Source organism: Dyadobacter sp. 22481 (assembly GCF_052044875.1).
Taxonomy (GTDB): Bacteria; Bacteroidota; Bacteroidia; order Cytophagales; family Spirosomataceae; genus Dyadobacter; species Dyadobacter endophyticus.
Genome location: NZ_JBQENV010000005.1, coordinates 143,698 through 160,752, shown reverse-complemented (window position 1 = coordinate 160,752; position 17,055 = coordinate 143,698). Strand labels below are relative to the sequence as shown.

The window sequence follows — 17,055 nt, the reverse complement described above, 5'->3', positions numbered from 1 at the left end:
CGATTTGCTTGTACAAAGCCTCCCGGTCGGACGGTCGATTTGCATGGATCGTCACAATTTTCCCCGACTTGTCCACTAATATATAGGAGGGAAGCTTCCGGCTTCCCTGGCACTTTACGAAGAGCTGTGGCTAGAAACCTTTAAAACCAAAGGACACCACATGCGCTCAGTTCGATAGCTAAGAAACCTCAATGAATAAAAACGGCAGATCTGGTTGCGCGTTGGGAATCAGCTTTTATTAGCTATTTTCGCATATCCCTTACTATCGGTTACAATTGTATGATTTCAAGAAAGCAGACGGCTTGTCTATTACTCCTGCTATTATTCTCTTCACTCAAAAGCATTGCTCAACGCTCGTCAGGGCATCAATTATTTCTGAAAAACGGAGTGGTAACACTGCCTGAAAGCACCGCAGACGAAATAGTTACCAGCTACGGCCATCAGCGGTCGACGCCTGAGCGAAAATCGCTGGTGATTATTCAGTTTAACAAAATACCCGATCAGGAAACGCAGTCGCGATTGAAGGATTATGGCATTGAATTGCTGGAATATGTTCCCGATCATGCGTATACCGCAACGCTGACCAGGCCCGTTGATGGAAAAGCCCTGAAAAAGCTGGGCGTACGGGCCGTGTTCAGACCAAGGTCGGAGGATATCGTAGAACCTTCATTGTTGTCTGGGATTATACCAGACCATGCCCGCAAAGTCGCAGGTAAAACAGATGTGAAACTGAGCTTTGCCCGATCATTTTCCCTAGATGAAGTGACGCGTGACCTTATCCAAAATGGCTTCGAGGTGATCAACGACGGCCTGAAATCATATCAGGTTATGGACGTCAGAATTCCAGAGGGCAGTATCCGTCGCCTTGCCGAACTTCCGTGGGTACAATACATCGCCCCCGTGGCGCGCCCCTCCGAAATGCTGAACGACAAGAGCACGACGGGTACCAAGGCCAATGTGCTGGGTTCCGTGGCGCTTTTGGGTTACAAACTGACTGGCGAGGGTGTGGTGATAGGCTTGGGTGATAATGCCAACCCGTTGCTACACCCGGATATTGGTAAGCGGGTGATCAGCTACCAGTCTCTAGGCGACAACACATGGCATGGCATACATGTGGGCGGAACGGCAGTTGGATCTGGCTTGCTTAACGAGAAATACCGGGGTTATGCGCCAAAATCGAAGGTCGTATTCGAGACGACGGCGAATATTTGGACCAATGCCGGGTCGCTGATCAGGGACCATGGAATGGTAGTCACCAGCAATACATATGGCGGTTTAAGCAGGTGTTCTGGTATGGGTATTTATTCGGATGGAGCCGCAGCACTCGATCAGCAAGCGTCTGAATTCCCTTACTTGCAGCATGTTTTTGCGGCCGGTAACAGTGGAACAGAGACGAACTGTCAGGGCCTAGGTTATCCGGCTGGTTTCGGTACCGTTCTTGGCGATTTTCAGTCGGCGAAAAATATCCTGACCGTGGGCAGCACCCTGCCAGTCGGGATCATTAGTCCGACTTCGTCCAAAGGGCCGACTACCGACGGACGGATCAAGCCGGAGGTGATCGCTCCCGGCGGCAGCATTGTCTCAACCATTCAGAACAATGCCTATCAGTCGGCTTCGGGAACGAGCATGGCCACGCCGGCGGTGACGGGCGGCGTAGCGCTATTATACGAGCGGTACCGTCAATTGCATCAGCTGAATAATCCCAAAAATGCATTGGTCAAGGCACTGATATGTAACGGCGCTACTGACATGGGTTTGCCAGGACCCGATTTCAGCCATGGTTTTGGCATTATGAACCTGCTCCGATCGGTAAAAATGCTTGATAAAGGCCGTTACTATAATGGACAGCTAACCCATTCTGGCATCAATACGCATGAGATCGTCGTGCCAGAGAACACGGCCAAATTGAAGGTAATGCTTTACTGGAATGACCCAGCCACATCTATGCTCGCAGGAGGTAAAACATTGGTGAACAACCTTGATCTGTCGGTAACCCGCCCCGGAAATACCAAAGTTTTACCCAAATTCCCTTCGGCGGCGGCGCCCCTTGCTGCGGCAGTTCCCGGCGTCGATTCGGTCAACAATATCGAGCAGGTCGTGCTGGAAGAACCGGCGGCGGGCACCTATTCGATCAAGGTCGAAGCGACGCGCATTCCGCAGGGTGTGCAGGAGTATTTCTTGGTGTACGATGTAATTGAGTCTTCGCTAACTGTCACTTACCCCCTGGCGGGAGAGCATCTCACGAAAGGGGATGCCGTTAATATCTGCTGGGATTCTTACGGCGACACGCTCAGCACCTTCAACGTGGCCTATTCCCTCAATAACGGGACGGCCTGGACCACGCTCAATGCCAACGTTGCGGCAGATCAGCGGCAATTGGCCTGGACCGTACCCGACGCCGCCACGGGAACCGCGAAGGTGCGGATCATGCGGAACGGGACGGCTTTTACGAATACCGGCGGCTCCTTTGCCGTGCTCGGTATTCCTGCAGTTACCTTGCAAGCCGTTCAATGCGAGGGGTATATAGCATTACAATGGAATGCGGTTAGCGGGGCTTCCGATTACGAGGTGATGATCTCGACCGGCGATGAAATGAAGTCGGCTGGTGTCACAGCAGCGTTGAAATTCACATTGTCGTCTCTGTCAAAAGACTCGACCTATTATGTATCGGTCAGGGCGCGGAAAGATCAGGCGCCGGGCCGTCGGTCGGTGGCATTGATCCGAAAGCCCGATAACGGCACTTGCCAGGGCACCATTTCGGATAACGATCTCGGTATCGAGGCTGTCGTAGCGCCTTTGCCAGCGGTAAGAGCTTTTACCAAATCAATTTACACTACCGAACAGGCCATAACCGTTCGCATCAAAAACCTCGACGATCAACCACAAACTAAACCATTCGAGGTCGGTTATTCGCTGGGCGGGGCCATGCATTGGGAGCAGGTCAATATCACGTTGCCGCCGACGGCGACTACCGATTACACTTTTCAGCGGCGCGAGAATCTGGCGTCGGTCAGTCAAGCGACATTACAGGTACGCGTACGCCATGCGGGGGATCCCGTGCGAATCAATGACTCGCTCGTGGTGAAGCTGCGCCAGATCCCGAATCCAAAGCTGGTGTTGCCTTATTTGCAGGATTTGAAATCCGTTCCTTCTCAGGATATACGAGTTTCCACCGCGGGGATTCCCGGCGCGGATGCATTTGACTTTACCATTGTCGCCGGCAGCAGCCGTTTAAGGACCGGTGGGGATGCAGGTTACGCTTCCCAGGGGGGATTTGTCCTGGATGCCATCCCGTTTCCGGTTACGTTGTCCCGAAGTTACCTGGATGGGACGTTCAATCTCTCGGGTTACCGGGTGCAAGACGACGAAGTATTGCTGCGGTTCAGGTACCCATGGGGATATTTCCATCGTAATGCCGCTCCGCAAATTCGTGGTAGCAGCAGCGATCCCTGGATTACTGCTGATATTCAGGAATACTGGGATTACGGGAACGCTGATGACGGTTACAAAATAGCGCAGGTGGAAATCACTCCATTGCTTCGAAAAAACGGACAGGAATTTACGACGGATTTCCAGGTGAGGTGGAGCAGTCAGGCATTCGGCATGTTCCCATCTGATGGCGTCGTGTTCGGTGACATACAGCTCTTAAAAGCGAAAAGCGATATTACAGCAACCACGCTGGTTGCCCCCTCTGTCTCACTTTGTGATTTGCCCATCGGCCCCGAGATGAAGGTGGTATTTAAAAATAATGGTACACACGATTGTTATGACTTGCCTTTTAAGCTGTCATTCGACGGAGAGGTATATGATCGCGCGATAGCTTTCATCGCGAAGGACGGCGAGAGCGAGATAGGATTTATATACCCGGAAAAAGTATATCAGGCGGGAAAGCATGTGATGAAGGTTTGGTCCGAAAAAGCGATGGATATCAACCCGGCCAATGATACGCTCACAGCTGAGTTCTTCACGACTGGAACAGTTAACGCCAGCCCGTACCGTGAAAGCTTCGAATCGGGAAATGGCGGATGGTATACCGGCGGAACCAACTCCTCATGGGCGTATGGCGCGCCTGCAAGCGCAGGTTTTTCGGATGTCGTCAGCGGTCGTAATGCATGGAAAACCAATCTGACAGGGCTCTACCACAATAACGAGGAATCCTATCTTTATTCTCCCTGCCTAGATACGCAATATTTGCAAGCGCCGATGCTGAGTTTCATCGCACAGATGGACATCGAACGATGTAACGGCGAACCATGCGACATGCTGTACATCGAATGTAACACCGGTTATGGATGGTTCCGACTCGGTATGAAAGACCGTGGCGTAAATTGGTATAATGCCGAGAGCGGTGGCCAGGGCTTCTGGCAGGGCAAGGTGACCGACGGATGGCGGGTATTTTCAGCGGAGCTACCGCGTACCAGCTCCTTGAGACTCCGGTTTGTTTTCAAAAGCAATGGGGCGGGAACGACCGAGGGGGCGGTAATCGACGACATCAATATCGCCGATATGTTGAGTTCTGAGATTTACTATGGGGCAACGCCGCCGAACGCAATCGCACCGGTTCCGACTGTTTATGACGCCTGGTCGCATTTCAGATTGGGAAACTTCATTGTGGCATCTGTCAATACGCATGGACAGGACATTGCGGGGCTAACCCTCCAGACCTTCGTCAACGACGGGCCTTTACGGGTGAGTGAAAATGAGTTGGCAATGGACCGGAATTTTGTATTTAATTCTGCTAAAACCTTTGAAAAGCCGGTCATGGTGCGGCTGTATGTTCCTGAAACGGATATCCAACGACTGATCGCCGCGGCAGACCAACCGAATGTAACGAAACCCAAGTCGGCTTATGACCTTGCCGTAACGAAGTACTCCGGTGCGAACCAGGACGGCTCGCTGGAGAACAATGCAAGAGAAGGATGGGACTATTTCGCGCCCGATAAAGTCACAAAAGTCCCGTATTTAAACGGCTACTACCTGGAATTTGAAACAAAAAGCTTCTCGGAATTCTGGGTGGCGAGAAATTACATAGGGACGGGCAAGCCCTTACCTGTGACACTAATCAATTTTGTCGCGGAGAAAAGCATTTCCGGGGAAAGCGCAGTCGTCGGCCTGAAATGGTCCACCGCTTTGGAAACGGATTTTAGCCATTTCGTCGTGCAGGTCGCGACCGGTGCGGAAAATGTCAGAAAGGGAGTTTTCCAGGATCTGGGGACGATCGCTGGACAGGGCGGAAATGGAACGCGCCTTTACACTTTTACCGATGGCCCATTGAGTTCCTGGGGAACACGCTATTACCGGCTGAAAATGGTTGATCGCGCGACGGACCGCTCCGACAGTAGTTTTGCCTATTCGTCCATCAAATCAGTCGCTTTCGATCACAATCAGGAATGGCACATTTTCCCAAATCCATCAAAAGGAATTTTCAGGCTTGAACGGAAAACGGAAATACCGGGGCCGGTTCTAATTGAAGTGATTGACCTGAATGCCAAGCTATGCAAGAGACTGGAATTTCAGAAAGCTATGCCTGCTCTGGAAGTGGATCTCGGTTCACCGGACCTGGCCAACGGGCTATATGTGATTAAAGTGATATCAAAAGAGGGAGAAAGGCGATTTACGGTTGTAAAGGAGTAAATCCGAATGTCGTCCACTTACCTCACGAAAACAGCGGGCTTCGTATTTACGCTCATTCCGGCAGGTCGCCGCGAAAAGATGATCGATTTTTGGATGTTCAACTGTTTCTAATAATAGATATTTCCGCATCCCTGTTTGAAGGCTTTTGCGATGGTTTAAGTCTCTAAAATCCAAAATTTACGTCTTCTAACCAAAGCCGAATGAGTTCCGAATGAGGCTGCCTAGCAGAGCCAGATTCCCCGTTTGTATAAAAACGGTACATCTGGCCTACCACGGAAAGACAGGTGGTAGCATCTAATTTTTGAATGTCTGCTCTGAGAGAAATTCCAGATCTGAAAGCAGGCGTTGGCGCCCGAAGCGTCAATATTGAGTCAAATTGAGCGGGAAAAAGAAAATTTAGTCAGAAATGCGTCTTCGAGATCGTTTGGGACAAAAATGCTCCTTTAGGCGCTTTCCGGGCTGCTTTTTGCTCAATCAAGACGTTTTCGCCTCAAAAACAGCTTTTTCGCTTGCGAGCAGTTATGCATCGATGAAATTGGTGGTCAGATTTCTAGCTCGAAACTTATCAATCATCGTTCATAGGAGTTAACCAAATTTTTTCTTGCAAACCTCTCTCGCAATTACGGAGGGGTTGTAAGAAAAAATTTTAAAGAAATAAAAGTGTCGGAATAGGAACCTCGGTAGCGAGTAACTACCCCAAAGAAATGCAAACGCCTTTGGCTGACCCGTCAGAAAGATTGAAAGAGTTCGCAGATAGTCTTTGCCAGTTTCGGCTGATTGCGATATTTCTTTAACCGGTCTTGAATTAGTGCAGTCGATGGAAACCTCAGAACTGCATTGAACCGGTCGCTCATTTGGAAAATTTCGTGCTCTGTAAATTCTTCAGGATTACGTAGGAGCAAGTTCCATCCCACGGCATTATCGCTGTTTTGTGTAACCTGGTTTCTGATGAATTGTCTACTAAGGTTATTATAATGTGCAAACATCGATGAAATTGCGCCTGAATTGCTGCGATTACCCATAAGCGAGGCAAGTGAATCCGAGCGTTGGTGATAGAGCTCCTGCATTTCGGATAATATCGACTTGTAGCGTAGACTCAACGGTGAATTCACGGCTTTGCTTTGCCGAAAGTTCTGTGGATCAATTGATATTTGAACATGATCGGAATCAATGAAAATATAAAAGCATCGGTTGTTCTTACACACTTCGACAGGACAGTATTCGTCTACCGTTATCTCGAAAATCATTGAATAACCAAGGTCAGCGTCTGCATACTCCCGTACCGGTTGAAAGGGTTCCTTGACATAAAGTGTTACGGAGTCAGGCTCGTCTAGGTAAGCGGCCTTAGCGAGCTGTGGTTCGAGATAAAATAAGTCGACCTTGACTTTTTGCTGTGAGAAGACCAGATTGCCAGCCGCCACTGTCAGTAGCACTGTTTGATAGATAGTCGCAAGAAAAAGTCTATTGGCATGAACGAACATGACGAGTCGGATCATTTTACTCATTTCTAAACTCTAAATCAGTAAATATCATTGCGCCGACTGATGCGAAAATATCCAGTGTGTTTTGAGTTTCGCTTTTATTTCAAATAAAATTATCTTTGCACCCAAAATTCTTCGGAAACTCCATAAATGCACCGCGTTAAGTGCCTGTGACCTTCTAACATATCGCCAATCCCAGCTGTCAACCGGCAGCTTGCTTGCAATTGTTTAATTCAACCAAGAATGCAGACGACTTGTAGGATGGTATTGCTATACCCATCTGACTGTTGTCCGCTTTTCCAAGGCAAATTGCTTTGGACCAAACGCGTTATGCTATGGAATCAAGAAAATACGAAAGGACATATCATTTACCCTGGTCGCCGGGCATAACCAGTGACGACAAAGTTCAAATAGATTACTGGCAACATTTGAGCCGGATGAATCAGGTCGTCTTTACCGAAAAGCTCGATGGGGAAAACAACTGCCTCAGCCGCTATGGCGTTTTTGCACGCTCGCATGCCGTACCTACGACTTCTCCCTGGACAGCGCGGCTGCGGGAAAGATGGGCGCATATCAAAGGCGATCTGGGTGAGCTAGAAATATTTGGAGAGAATGTGTATGCTGTGCACTCCATTGAATATACGCGGCTGGAAGACTATTTCTTCGTCTTTGCAGCCCGGTACCTGGATCAATGGCTGGATTGGGATGAGGTGTGCTTTTACGCAGATGCGCTCGGCTTATCAGTAGTACCGGTTCTGGGCGATTTATCCGTACCCGCAGATGAGCAAACATTCAAAAAGACGGTGCTGGAATTTGCCGGCTCGGAAAGCGTGTTTGGATCGATCGATGCGAATACCGGGCTGCATTGCAACCGGGAGGGCGTAGTCGTGCGCGATTTCTACGCCTTTCCCGTGGGGCAGCTATCAACACATGTATTGAAATACGTCCGCAAGGACCATGTGCAGACCTCTGAGCATTGGACGCGCAATTGGCGACCTGCCAGACCTATTAATCAATATTAGCATCAAGGACATGAAAGAACTATTATATAAAAACTGGGAAGAGCTGGCGGGACGTTACGATTGGATCGAAGATATGCATGGCGTGCCACAGGACCCGGTCCATCATGCAGAGGGAGATGTGGCAATCCACACGCAAATGGTACTCGACGCATTGGTGGGCCTGGAAGAATTTAAAGACTTGCCGGAAGAGAAAAAAGCAATATTGTGGATTGCTGCTTTGCTGCATGATGTAGAGAAGCGCAGCACGACCTATCAGGAAACCAACGGAAGCATCGTTTCGCCCGGTCATGCCAAGAAGGGGGCACTGACTGCACGGCAAGTTTTATTCAAAGAATTTGACGTTCCGTTTGAAACCCGGGAACAAATTGTCGGGCTCGTCAGACACCATGGTTTGCCGCTATGGGTATTTCACAAGCCTGATCCACAAAAAGCGCTTTTGCAGGCATCGCTGGAAGTAAACACGAACCTGGTGGCAATCCTGGCCAAAGCAGATGTATTAGGCCGGATATGCAACGACCAGCAGGAGCTCCTTGACCGCATAAGCCTTTTTGAGGAGTATTGCCGGGAACAAAGATGCGCTGGCCAGCCATTTCCCTTTGCTACGGATCTGTCCCGCTTTCACTATTTCCATGCAGAGTCACCTTCCGTGGATTACGTTCCTTTCGATGACACGACATGTGAGGTAACGTTGATGAGTGGCTTGCCAGGGATGGGAAAAGACAGCTATATTCAGCAGCATTTGTCGGGGCTTCCGGTAATCAGTTTGGATGAAATCCGTCAGGCCTATAAGATTAAACCCGAGGATACTTCTGCTAACGGCTGGGTAGCTCAGCAAGCTAAGGAACAGGCGCGGGTATATCTGCGTGCGAAGACTGATTTTGTCTGGAATGCGACCAATATTTCAAAGCAGATGCGGAGCCAGCTCATTGAATTGTTCGCGTCTTACCGCGCCCGCGTAAGGATCGTTTATATCGAGCAGCCCTATAAGCAATGGAAGCTTCAAAATGGATCGAGACAAGAAATGGTGCCTGCCAAAGTGTTAGAGAGGATGCTGGCGAAATGGGAAGTCCCTAAGCTGCACGAAGCGTATTCAGTGAAATATGTTGTTGCGGCAAGAGCAACCCGGTAGGCTTTAAACGACCGTGTTTAGTGTTTGAATGCGATTGACGATCGCAAGTTAGCCTTCTCTTTGTGCAGATAAGGGCTCTCAAAAGAGCCGTTCACCGGCAAAACACCTTGTCCTTCAATCCAAATATCGCTAAACTTGAATCATTGGGAGAACATCAAAGGAGAGATAATATGTCCAGACAAGTGATTAATGACGGGAATGGCAAACCGGTTTCGGTACTAATCGACTACCAGGAATGGCTCAAAATCGAACAGCTTTTAGCAGGGAAAGAGCTTGACTTCGCTGGCCCGGCAAACCCATTGGACTGGTATGTGTTAACAGAAACTACGAATTCACTTCTGAATGAATTAATATCCTATTCTTCAAGGGAGCGTAGAAAGGAAATGAAGCGGACCCAACCCGATCATGGTAAAATCAGCGAGCTCCAACAGTTATTTGAAGAAGTCCACACCATCAATTCAGACCCGGAAAATTTCAAAAGCATCGGCAGGATGGAAGCAATTATCGGCCAATATGGGTTCTTCGTCACTTTTGATGGTGGGCTTATCTGTTTTTAGCCAGTAACATTTTTGTAAGCAGGTCAATTCCGGCCCGTCCGTACATAGATCTCTTGATTGTTTTCATCTTATTAATATGGCCTTCTACTTTTCCGCTTGAGATATCAGAATTAATTGCTTGCTCAACGGCATGATGGTCATTCTTGATGCCTTTTGCAAAGTTTTTCAAAAGCGCGTCGGGATGCGAGGCACTTTCCAGCCATTCGTCAAAACTGGCGTGGTGCTGCTTACCCAAGAGCGCTTTGAATTGTTGGGCAAGCTCGGCCGCCTTCTGAATTGAGCACTGTGTTGGCAGAGAAAAGTAAAGAATTCCAGATCGGTGATTGACCAGGTTGGCTGTCTGGCAAGTCCTGGGGTTTATCCAGGGGTTGCCCCACTAAGTTTTGCGCCACAAGCCGGTTCATTCTTTCGCAAAAGCTGGTGTATTTGTCGTTAAAGCCCTGTGCTATCATGTCTGCAAGAAGCTGCTTATAAGTCGTCTGTGGCCGGTAATTCTGTTGGATGTATGGAATGAAGTGATCAAAATTGGTCGAATGTTCAGAGGTGGGTGGGGTATTCCGACCTGGCAAGACATCCAAATGGATGTATCTCCTTATGGATTTCCTGTTGGACTTCAGATGAGCAGCTATTGCGTTGATACTGTGCCCCTGAGCATAGAGTTTCTTGGTTTGCTCAAATTTAAACTGCCTACGGGGGTTAACATTTCCCGTAAACAATCCAGAATTTTCAGTTTGCATGCGCTTGCTGGTTGCAGTTTCATGGTTAAGAGGAATGGATTGATTATGTGCTTTTTGCTTGTCATGAAAGGCTACGAAACATTTTTTGATCGTTTCGCTTTGTCTTTGCATTGCTCTATCGAGTGCTTCTCTAAGGTTAACCAGCAAATGAAAGCGGTCGGCCACTTGCTTAGCTTGCGGGGCACCTTTGCGAATACCTATTGCATAGGTCGATGCCCGGTCCCTGGCCACAGTATACACCTCCGGGTGTTGTTTGAGCCAAGCTTCAAGCGCTTCGGCACTGCGACCTTCCCATAAGCCGATAACCCTATTCTGATGTAGGTCCACCAGGATTGTACCATAGGTTCGGCCCTTTTACAAAAAATTAATCGAGAAAGCAAAAGAGCGGCTGACGACGACGCAGCTAAGCATGTCCGAAATTGCTTATGAGCTCGGTTTTGAACATTCGCAAAGTTTCAGCAAGCTATTTAAAAACAAAACCAATCAATCTCCGATGGAGTTTAGGGCTTCGTTCACCTAAAAATATTCGCTCAGGGGAGTCAAAGTAAGAATGGCAGAGGATTGATTTTATTAACTTTGCCGCATGCTAGAAGAAGAAACGACTAGAATACCCTGGCTGAATGAAGTGGACCTTCGACTCAAAGGTTTTAAAGTTCATGCCCTTCCGGAATCAACAGAAGTCCCAGTTAAAGCTGGGCGGCGCGACTTTTACAAAATGGGTTTGGTCAATGGCGAGATGACCATTAATTATGGTGGCCAGCTACTGGACATCAAAGGAACAGCACTGTTTTTCGTCAACCCGCATGTACCGCACGCTCTTGTCCGCCGTATCAACCGTACCAGTGGTTACGCCTGTATCTTTACCGAAACCTTCCTCAATGGGCGGGACTTACAAGACTCCCCCCTTTTCAGGGTCGGCGAAAACCCAGTCGTATCCCTTAATGCGGAACAAGCTGCATTTATGACCGGCCTTTTTAAGAAAATGCTGTCAGTATACGATGGCGACTATCTTTATAAAAGCGATCTGATCAAAAACTACATTGCGCTCATCATCCACGAGGCCCTTCGAATACAGCCCGCGCAGCATGTCCCTGCCTTCAGAAATGGCGAAAGCCGCATTTCACACCAATTCACTGACCTGCTGGAAAAGCAGTTTCCAATAGAGCGCAGCGACGAACCGCTCCGCTTACGCAGTCCACAGGACTATGCCAGACATTTAAATGTACATGTCAATTACCTGAATCGGTCTGTCAGGGAAACGACGGGCAAAACCACTTCGGCGAATATATCCTCGCGCATTATTGCCGAAGCAAAAGCCCTGTTGCAACATAGTGACTGGGCCGTGGCCGAGATCGCTTACGCGCTTGGGTTTGAATACCCTGCCTACTTTAACAACTATTTCAAACGGTTGACTGGCAGCACACCGAATACTTTCCGAAAGGTTTGAAAATCATAGTTACTGGTTTGATATTGATTGGCTGTCTGCCAAGCTACGGTCTAATTTTGCCGTATCATTATTAAATCATCCAACAATGAAAATTTTAGTAACAGGAGCAACAGGAAAAGTAGGAAGCCGTTTAGTGCCACGCCTGATAGCCAAAGGCTATGATGTATCGATATTGGTCAGGGACATTGCAAAAGCTGGCGGTCTGATTGAGCTCGGTGCGACACCCATAACCGGCGACCTGTTTGAGCCAGCCACACTGCCGGCGGCCGTATCCGGTATGGATGCCGTGATCCATCTTGCCGCGTTATTCCGGACCTTTACAGATAATGAAGGTATCGTCAAAACCAACCGCGAGGGAAGTATCGCGTTAGCGCAGGCAGCACAGGAGGCCGGAGTCAAACGATTTGTTTTTACCAGCACCTCAAATGTGTACGGTTCAGGTTACCACCGGCCTGCAAAAGAAGACGAACAGGTGGATGTTAACGATCCGCGGGCCTACTCTTCCAGCAAGATCGCCGCAGAAAGGGAATTGATCGGGATGCAGCAAAACCAGGGATTTGACGTCCGTATCTTGCGTCTTGGCTTTGTTTACGGTGACAAGGACCCGCACATCGCCGAAATTATCCCATATATTAAAAAGCTGAACATGCATTCTGGTTCACGCATGCACATGGTACATCACCTGGATGTCGCGCAGGCACTGATCCTGCTGCTCACCACCGAGGGATTGGATGGAGAAATCTTCAACGTAGCCGACGATGCACCAATCACTTTTTACGAACTGGCTGAGTCTGTCGGAAAAGCAGCAGATACCTTTGATGAAATAGAAGGTCCGCTTAAAGACCCTTTCCATGGCGTTCAGGATATTTCCAAACTTCGAAGGAAAACCGGCTTCCGGCCATTGGTGCCAAGCTACTATGTGGCCCGCGATCTTGATATTTTGTAACCATAAACCGTGTGCTGCGCAGCATTGGAAAATTCGGATACCTTTTCCCCGGATTTGGATAATTGTGGCCGCCAGCTGCTTCCTAAGTTTGCATCATAAAAACAACTATGATGATAACAGCAAAAGGATATGCGGCGCAAACGGCAGAGAGCCCACTAACGCCCTGGGAATTTGAAAGACGCGAGCTCGGCGCGCAAGATGTACAGATGGAAATTCTATACTGCGGGGTTTGCCATACCGATATTCACCTGACCCGTAACGAATGGTTTGAAGGAATTTTCCCGATGGTTCCAGGGCATGAGATCGTTGGCCGTATCAGTGCCCTGGGTGCTCATGCTAAAAAGTTCAGCATCGGTGATCTGGGTGGCGTGGGCGTGATGGTAGATTCCTGCCGGGAGTGCCCTGACTGCAAGAACGGGCAAGAGCAGTTTTGCAGTGTAGCCCCGGTCCAAACCTACAATAATCTGGGCCACGATGGCCAGCCTGTTTACGGCGGATATTCCAATACCATTGTTGTCCATGAAGACTTCGTGCATCGCATTTCTGAAAAGCTCGACCTGGCCGGAGTGGCCCCATTGCTTTGCGCGGGGATAACTACCTATTCACCGCTAAAAAGATGGAATGTAGGTAAAGGGCATAAACTGGCTGTGGTCGGCTTAGGTGGACTGGGCCACATGGGCGTTAAATTTGGGAAAGCTTTGGGCGCAGAAGTAACGGTATTGAGCACTTCTCCCGGCAAAAAGGAAGCGGCCATGCGGCTCGGGGCTGATCATTTTATCATTTCCAGGGAGGAAGCAGAGATGAAAGCAGCCTTCAAAACATTTGACTTTGTGCTGGATACCGTTTCGGGCAACAGTGATGTCAATCCTTATCTGGCCGTTTTAAAAAGCAATGGCATTTACGTCAATGTCGGTATGCCGGCCAAGCCCTGGGAGGTAAGCTCCTTCTCGCTGGCAACGGGCAACAAGGTTATCGCCGGGTCTGGCGCCGGAGGCCTGCCCGAAACACAACAGATGCTAGACTTTTGCGCAGAACATAATATCGTCTCCGACATTGAGCTGATCGATATCAAGGATATTCACACTGCCTATGACCGAATGCAAAAAGGTGATGTCCGCTACCGTTTTGTCATTGATATGAAAACCCTGTAACTTCAATCAGTGAACAAGCCATACCTCATCAATTCCATATCCGAGCAGCACCGGCTTCTCGGATTGCCTAAGCCTAAACATCCGCTGATCAGCGTATTCCGGCATGAAAATGCTGATTACGCCAGACTGGTCGATCTGCAACATTTTACCCTCAATTTTTACTGCATATCCATCAAAACGGACTATGACGGCAAGTTGAAGTACGGGCATCGCCATTACGATTTTGAGGAAGGGATGATGGCCTTTATTTCTCCCAACCAGTTGCTGATGAAACTGGACCCGGGATCCAAGCCGCCGGGTGGCATGACACTAATGTTTCACCAGGATTTCATTGCAGGCACTTCGCTGGCTACCAAAATCCGAAATTTTGGCTTTTTCTCCTACGAGCTCCACGAAGCCCTTCATTTGTCAGAGCAGGAAGAGGCGAAGATCAAGGATCTGTTTGCCAGCATAGAGGCGGAATACCAAAGCAGCATAGATCATTTCAGCCACGAAGTGATGGTTGCCCATATTGAGCTTTTGTTGCAGTATAGCAGCAGGTTCTACGCCCGTCAGTTTATCACGCGAAAAGTGGCTAACGACGAGATCCTGATCCGATTAGAAGGTGTGCTAAACGGGTTTCTGGAATCGCAGAAAGGCCTACCAACTGTACAACAGGTCGCCAGGGAGTTGAACGTGTCCGCTGATTATCTCAGCGATATGTTACGGACCGTTTCAGGACAAACAGCGCAGCAGCATATCCAAGCCCGGGTGATTGACAAGGCGAAGCAGCTACTGGCGACGACGAACTTACAGGTTAACGAAATTGCCTATCAGATGGGCTTTGAGTATCCGCAATCCTTTCATAAGCTATTTAAGAACAAGACGAACATGTCTCCGATACAATACCGTGAAAGCTTGAATTAGACCGTGATGCTTGGATCTATTTGCGGGACGCGGTTTGGGATCAGCTTATTGATTGGACCGGGGACGTAACTAGCGCACCATAGAGCATCGCGGAACCATACAACGACCTGCGCTCCCCAAGTTTTGATATCGAATAATTCCCGACACGGCCGAAAATGCTTTTTAAACCTTTGAAGTCAATGGGATATGGCACCCAGGGATTGGATGCTGTTGTGTCATACTCGACAATCAAAAACCTTCTACCTTTACTAAAATGGTTTTCCAGACGCCGGATTAAGGATTCTTTATCCCTGATGAAATGAAGGGAGTTCGCCATCAGGATCCCGTCTAATCCCGTCACCTCCAACGCCGCTGTTTCAAAATCGGCCTCGATGAATTTGATCGAAACCTGGTTACCCATTTGTGGCGGAAGCTGGTGGTTGTTTTTGTCCACGCCGGTAATCTTGCTTTGCGCTGGCAGCATTGTCGCCAAGGCTTCGGTGAAAGTCCCCTTCCCACAACCTAAATCTAACCAGTACTGCGCATGCTCGCCATTGGCACCGCCACCGATTAGTTCAATAGCCTCTTGATTTGTCATGGTTTCTAGATAATTGATTGCTATGGTTGAGAATCAAGCCGTGATCAGGCTATGCTGCCTGAGCCGACCGTAACAAATATAAGAGACAATGGCCCGGGGAAGCATGACCAGCTACGCGATTAAGTTAAATGCAGGGTCGCCCACCATATGGTGCGCAATAGAGGCCGGAAAGAAATGTTGATCTATACTGCTCAGAAACAGTATTGGGTTCCCTTTGCGAAACGCTAACCAAACTAGTTCAGGTTAGGCAGGTTACCGAAAAGGTTACCAGATATTTTGACCTGAATTGAATCGAAATTACACGTAAATCTTTTTAAGAAATCACAATAGCGACTATTATGAATGAAAAAAGCGCTCTCTGAAGCGCTATCAGTTGTCCCGCTGGAACGCCGGAAACTCTACTTTCAGCCGTCTGAATACCTGGGAGGAGGTCATAGTGTCAACGTCCTTGGATTGAAAAATACCCTTCACCCTCAACAATTCCAGAGAAGTTACCGGTGGAGGACTAAAAAATCATCAGATTTCTCGAATGAAGAATGAGCTTAAATACAGCTCATGTTAAATATTTTTCGTATTTAACTATCTGATTATTAGTATATTAAATTCCTTAATTTAAACACTGTTCAAAAAAAATCCCATATAATTTTTTCTATTGAACACTGTTTAATAGATTTGCATATCAAATGAGTTTGACATGTCGATAGCGAAAAGAAAAGAGCAGGAAAAAATAGAAATGCACAAACGAATACTGGATAGTGCCCGTAAGATTTTTCTTGAAAAAGGATATGAGCAGACCAGTATCCGTAACATTGCCAGTGAGATTAATTACAGTCCCGGTTCAATATATTTCTATTTTAAAGATAAGAACGAGATTTTTCATGAGCTTCATAAAGAGGGATTTCGGTTGTTTTTGAGCCAGATGAAAGCTTTGGATATTATTGAAGACCCTTACGAACGTTACAAAGCCCTGGGTTTGGTCTTTATTCGTTTTGCACAAAACCATACGGATTATTACAATTTGATGTTCCTGGTGAGTGAAACGGGCAAATCAGAGGGGGAAGGATTTCAGATAGCGCAGGATTCGATTGAACATTTGTCTGGTGTGATCAAGCAGTGTCAGGACAAGGGAAGATTTCAAGGATTAAATAATAAGTATCTGACACTTATGACGCTGTCGTTGGTACATGGTATTTGCTCGCTATACTGTAAAGACCGGATGTCAGGATTTTTTGAAAAATCAAGTGAAGAGCTGATGCTCCATGGATATGAAACATTTATTGCGCTGATAGAAAAAAGCTAGGATCAGCAGCATTTATATTTTAGTCAGAATGAGTTAATACGGGCCGATTGTAACAGGGTGTTTTTCACCCTAAATAATTAGCCTATTATTTTAGATATTTATTGAACAGTGTTTAAAATTATTACAGTGAATAATTAATTGAAAATTTGTCTAACAATACAATTAAAA

12 protein-coding genes and 2 pseudogenes are annotated in these 17,055 nt (G+C 47.9%); 10 read left to right on the top strand and 4 right to left on the bottom strand.

The genetic code is table 11. The features are described 5' to 3' along the window. Nucleotides 1–279 precede the first annotated feature (279 nt). Nucleotides 280–5,634 carry a S8 family serine peptidase gene (locus ACTJJJ_RS28785; protein ID WP_440703722.1) on the top strand — a complete coding sequence of 1,785 codons (5,355 nt, stop codon included), beginning with the start codon at nt 280–282 and terminating at the stop codon, nt 5,632–5,634. 728 nt (nt 5,635–6,362) lie between these two features. Here the strand turns inward: ACTJJJ_RS28785 and ACTJJJ_RS28780 are convergent. Further along, complete coding sequence (locus ACTJJJ_RS28780) at nt 6,363–7,130, bottom strand: hypothetical protein (RefSeq protein ID WP_188927923.1); 768 nt, start codon at nt 7,128–7,130, stop codon at nt 6,363–6,365. Between the two features lie 320 nt (nt 7,131–7,450). On the opposite strand from ACTJJJ_RS28780, the gene ACTJJJ_RS28775 reads away from it, so the two are divergent. The 3 genes from ACTJJJ_RS28775 to ACTJJJ_RS28765 all read left to right on the top strand — a co-directional run bounded on the left by ACTJJJ_RS28775 (nt 7,451) and on the right by ACTJJJ_RS28765 (nt 9,823). Beyond that, on the top strand, nt 7,451–8,137 hold the full coding sequence (locus ACTJJJ_RS28775) for an RNA ligase family protein (RefSeq protein ID WP_188927925.1): 687 nt from the start codon (nt 7,451–7,453) through the stop codon (nt 8,135–8,137). Nucleotides 8,138–8,147: 10 nt separating this feature from the next. Next, nucleotides 8,148–9,266, top strand: a complete 1,119-nt coding sequence (locus ACTJJJ_RS28770) for an AAA family ATPase (RefSeq protein ID WP_188927927.1) — start codon at nt 8,148–8,150, stop codon at nt 9,264–9,266. Between the two features lie 170 nt (nt 9,267–9,436). After that, entirely contained in the window at nt 9,437–9,823 is a 387-nt protein-coding gene (locus ACTJJJ_RS28765; RefSeq protein WP_188927930.1) for a hypothetical protein, read from the top strand. Here the strand turns inward: ACTJJJ_RS28765 and ACTJJJ_RS28760 are convergent. Both ACTJJJ_RS28760 and ACTJJJ_RS28755 read right to left on the bottom strand, forming a co-directional pair. Then, nucleotides 9,810–10,058: a transposase gene (locus ACTJJJ_RS28760; protein WP_188927932.1), complete on the bottom strand. Its 249-nt coding sequence runs from the start codon at nt 10,056–10,058 to the stop codon at nt 9,810–9,812. The genes ACTJJJ_RS28765 and ACTJJJ_RS28760 overlap by 14 nt on opposite strands. Beyond that, a pseudogene (locus ACTJJJ_RS28755) lies at nt 10,051–10,902 on the bottom strand (transposase); the annotation flags it as partial. The pseudogene ACTJJJ_RS28755 and the gene ACTJJJ_RS28760, both read right to left, overlap by 8 nt. Nucleotides 10,903–10,915: 13 nt before the next feature. Here ACTJJJ_RS28755 and ACTJJJ_RS28750 point away from each other — a divergent pair. From ACTJJJ_RS28750 to ACTJJJ_RS28730, 5 genes and pseudogenes are all read left to right on the top strand, one after another. Next, nucleotides 10,916–11,080 (top strand): annotated as a pseudogene (locus ACTJJJ_RS28750) (helix-turn-helix domain-containing protein); the annotation flags it as partial. A gap of 63 nt (nt 11,081–11,143) precedes the next feature. Beyond that, complete coding sequence (locus tag ACTJJJ_RS28745; protein WP_426293830.1) at nt 11,144–12,007, top strand: helix-turn-helix domain-containing protein; 864 nt, start codon at nt 11,144–11,146, stop codon at nt 12,005–12,007. An 85-nt stretch (nt 12,008–12,092) separates the two neighbouring features. Beyond that, nucleotides 12,093–12,953, top strand: a complete 861-nt coding sequence (locus tag ACTJJJ_RS28740; protein ID WP_188927939.1) for an NAD-dependent epimerase/dehydratase family protein — start codon at nt 12,093–12,095, stop codon at nt 12,951–12,953. 110 nt (nt 12,954–13,063) lie between these two features. Next, the gene (locus ACTJJJ_RS28735; protein WP_188932051.1) at nt 13,064–14,104 is read left to right on the top strand and encodes an NAD(P)-dependent alcohol dehydrogenase; all 1,041 of its coding nucleotides are present in this window, start codon (nt 13,064–13,066) and stop codon (nt 14,102–14,104) included. A 9-nt stretch (nt 14,105–14,113) separates the two neighbouring features. Then, nucleotides 14,114–15,010 carry a helix-turn-helix domain-containing protein gene (locus tag ACTJJJ_RS28730; protein ID WP_188927940.1) on the top strand — a complete coding sequence of 299 codons (897 nt, stop codon included), beginning with the start codon at nt 14,114–14,116 and terminating at the stop codon, nt 15,008–15,010. Nucleotides 15,011–15,050: 40 nt separating this feature from the next. On the opposite strand, the gene ACTJJJ_RS28725 is transcribed toward ACTJJJ_RS28730, so the two are convergent. Next, entirely contained in the window at nt 15,051–15,587 is a 537-nt protein-coding gene (locus ACTJJJ_RS28725; RefSeq protein ID WP_426293831.1) for a class I SAM-dependent methyltransferase, read from the bottom strand. Nucleotides 15,588–16,281: 694 nt separating this feature from the next. Between ACTJJJ_RS28725 and ACTJJJ_RS28720 the strand changes: the two genes are divergently transcribed. After that, a complete protein-coding gene (locus ACTJJJ_RS28720) occupies nt 16,282–16,887 on the top strand; it encodes a TetR/AcrR family transcriptional regulator (RefSeq protein ID WP_188927942.1) in 606 nt (201 codons plus the stop codon). The last annotated feature ends 168 nt before the right edge of the window (nt 16,888–17,055 follow it).

Coding starts and splice junctions, on each gene's coding strand:
- ACTJJJ_RS28725 (WP_426293831.1), bottom strand. CDS start 15,587: ATGACAAATCAAGAGGCTATTGAACTAATCGGTGGCGGTGCCAATGGC.
- ACTJJJ_RS28780 (WP_188927923.1), bottom strand. CDS start 7,130: ATGATCCGACTCGTCATGTTCGTTCATGCCAATAGACTTTTTCTTGCG.
- ACTJJJ_RS28735 (WP_188932051.1), top strand. CDS start 13,064: ATGATAACAGCAAAAGGATATGCGGCGCAAACGGCAGAGAGCCCACTA.
- ACTJJJ_RS28740 (WP_188927939.1), top strand. CDS start 12,093: ATGAAAATTTTAGTAACAGGAGCAACAGGAAAAGTAGGAAGCCGTTTA.
- ACTJJJ_RS28770 (WP_188927927.1), top strand. CDS start 8,148: ATGAAAGAACTATTATATAAAAACTGGGAAGAGCTGGCGGGACGTTAC.
- ACTJJJ_RS28785 (WP_440703722.1), top strand. CDS start 280: ATGATTTCAAGAAAGCAGACGGCTTGTCTATTACTCCTGCTATTATTC.
- ACTJJJ_RS28720 (WP_188927942.1), top strand. CDS start 16,282: ATGTCGATAGCGAAAAGAAAAGAGCAGGAAAAAATAGAAATGCACAAA.
- ACTJJJ_RS28745 (WP_426293830.1), top strand. CDS start 11,144: ATGCTAGAAGAAGAAACGACTAGAATACCCTGGCTGAATGAAGTGGAC.
- ACTJJJ_RS28775 (WP_188927925.1), top strand. CDS start 7,451: ATGGAATCAAGAAAATACGAAAGGACATATCATTTACCCTGGTCGCCG.
- ACTJJJ_RS28765 (WP_188927930.1), top strand. CDS start 9,437: ATGTCCAGACAAGTGATTAATGACGGGAATGGCAAACCGGTTTCGGTA.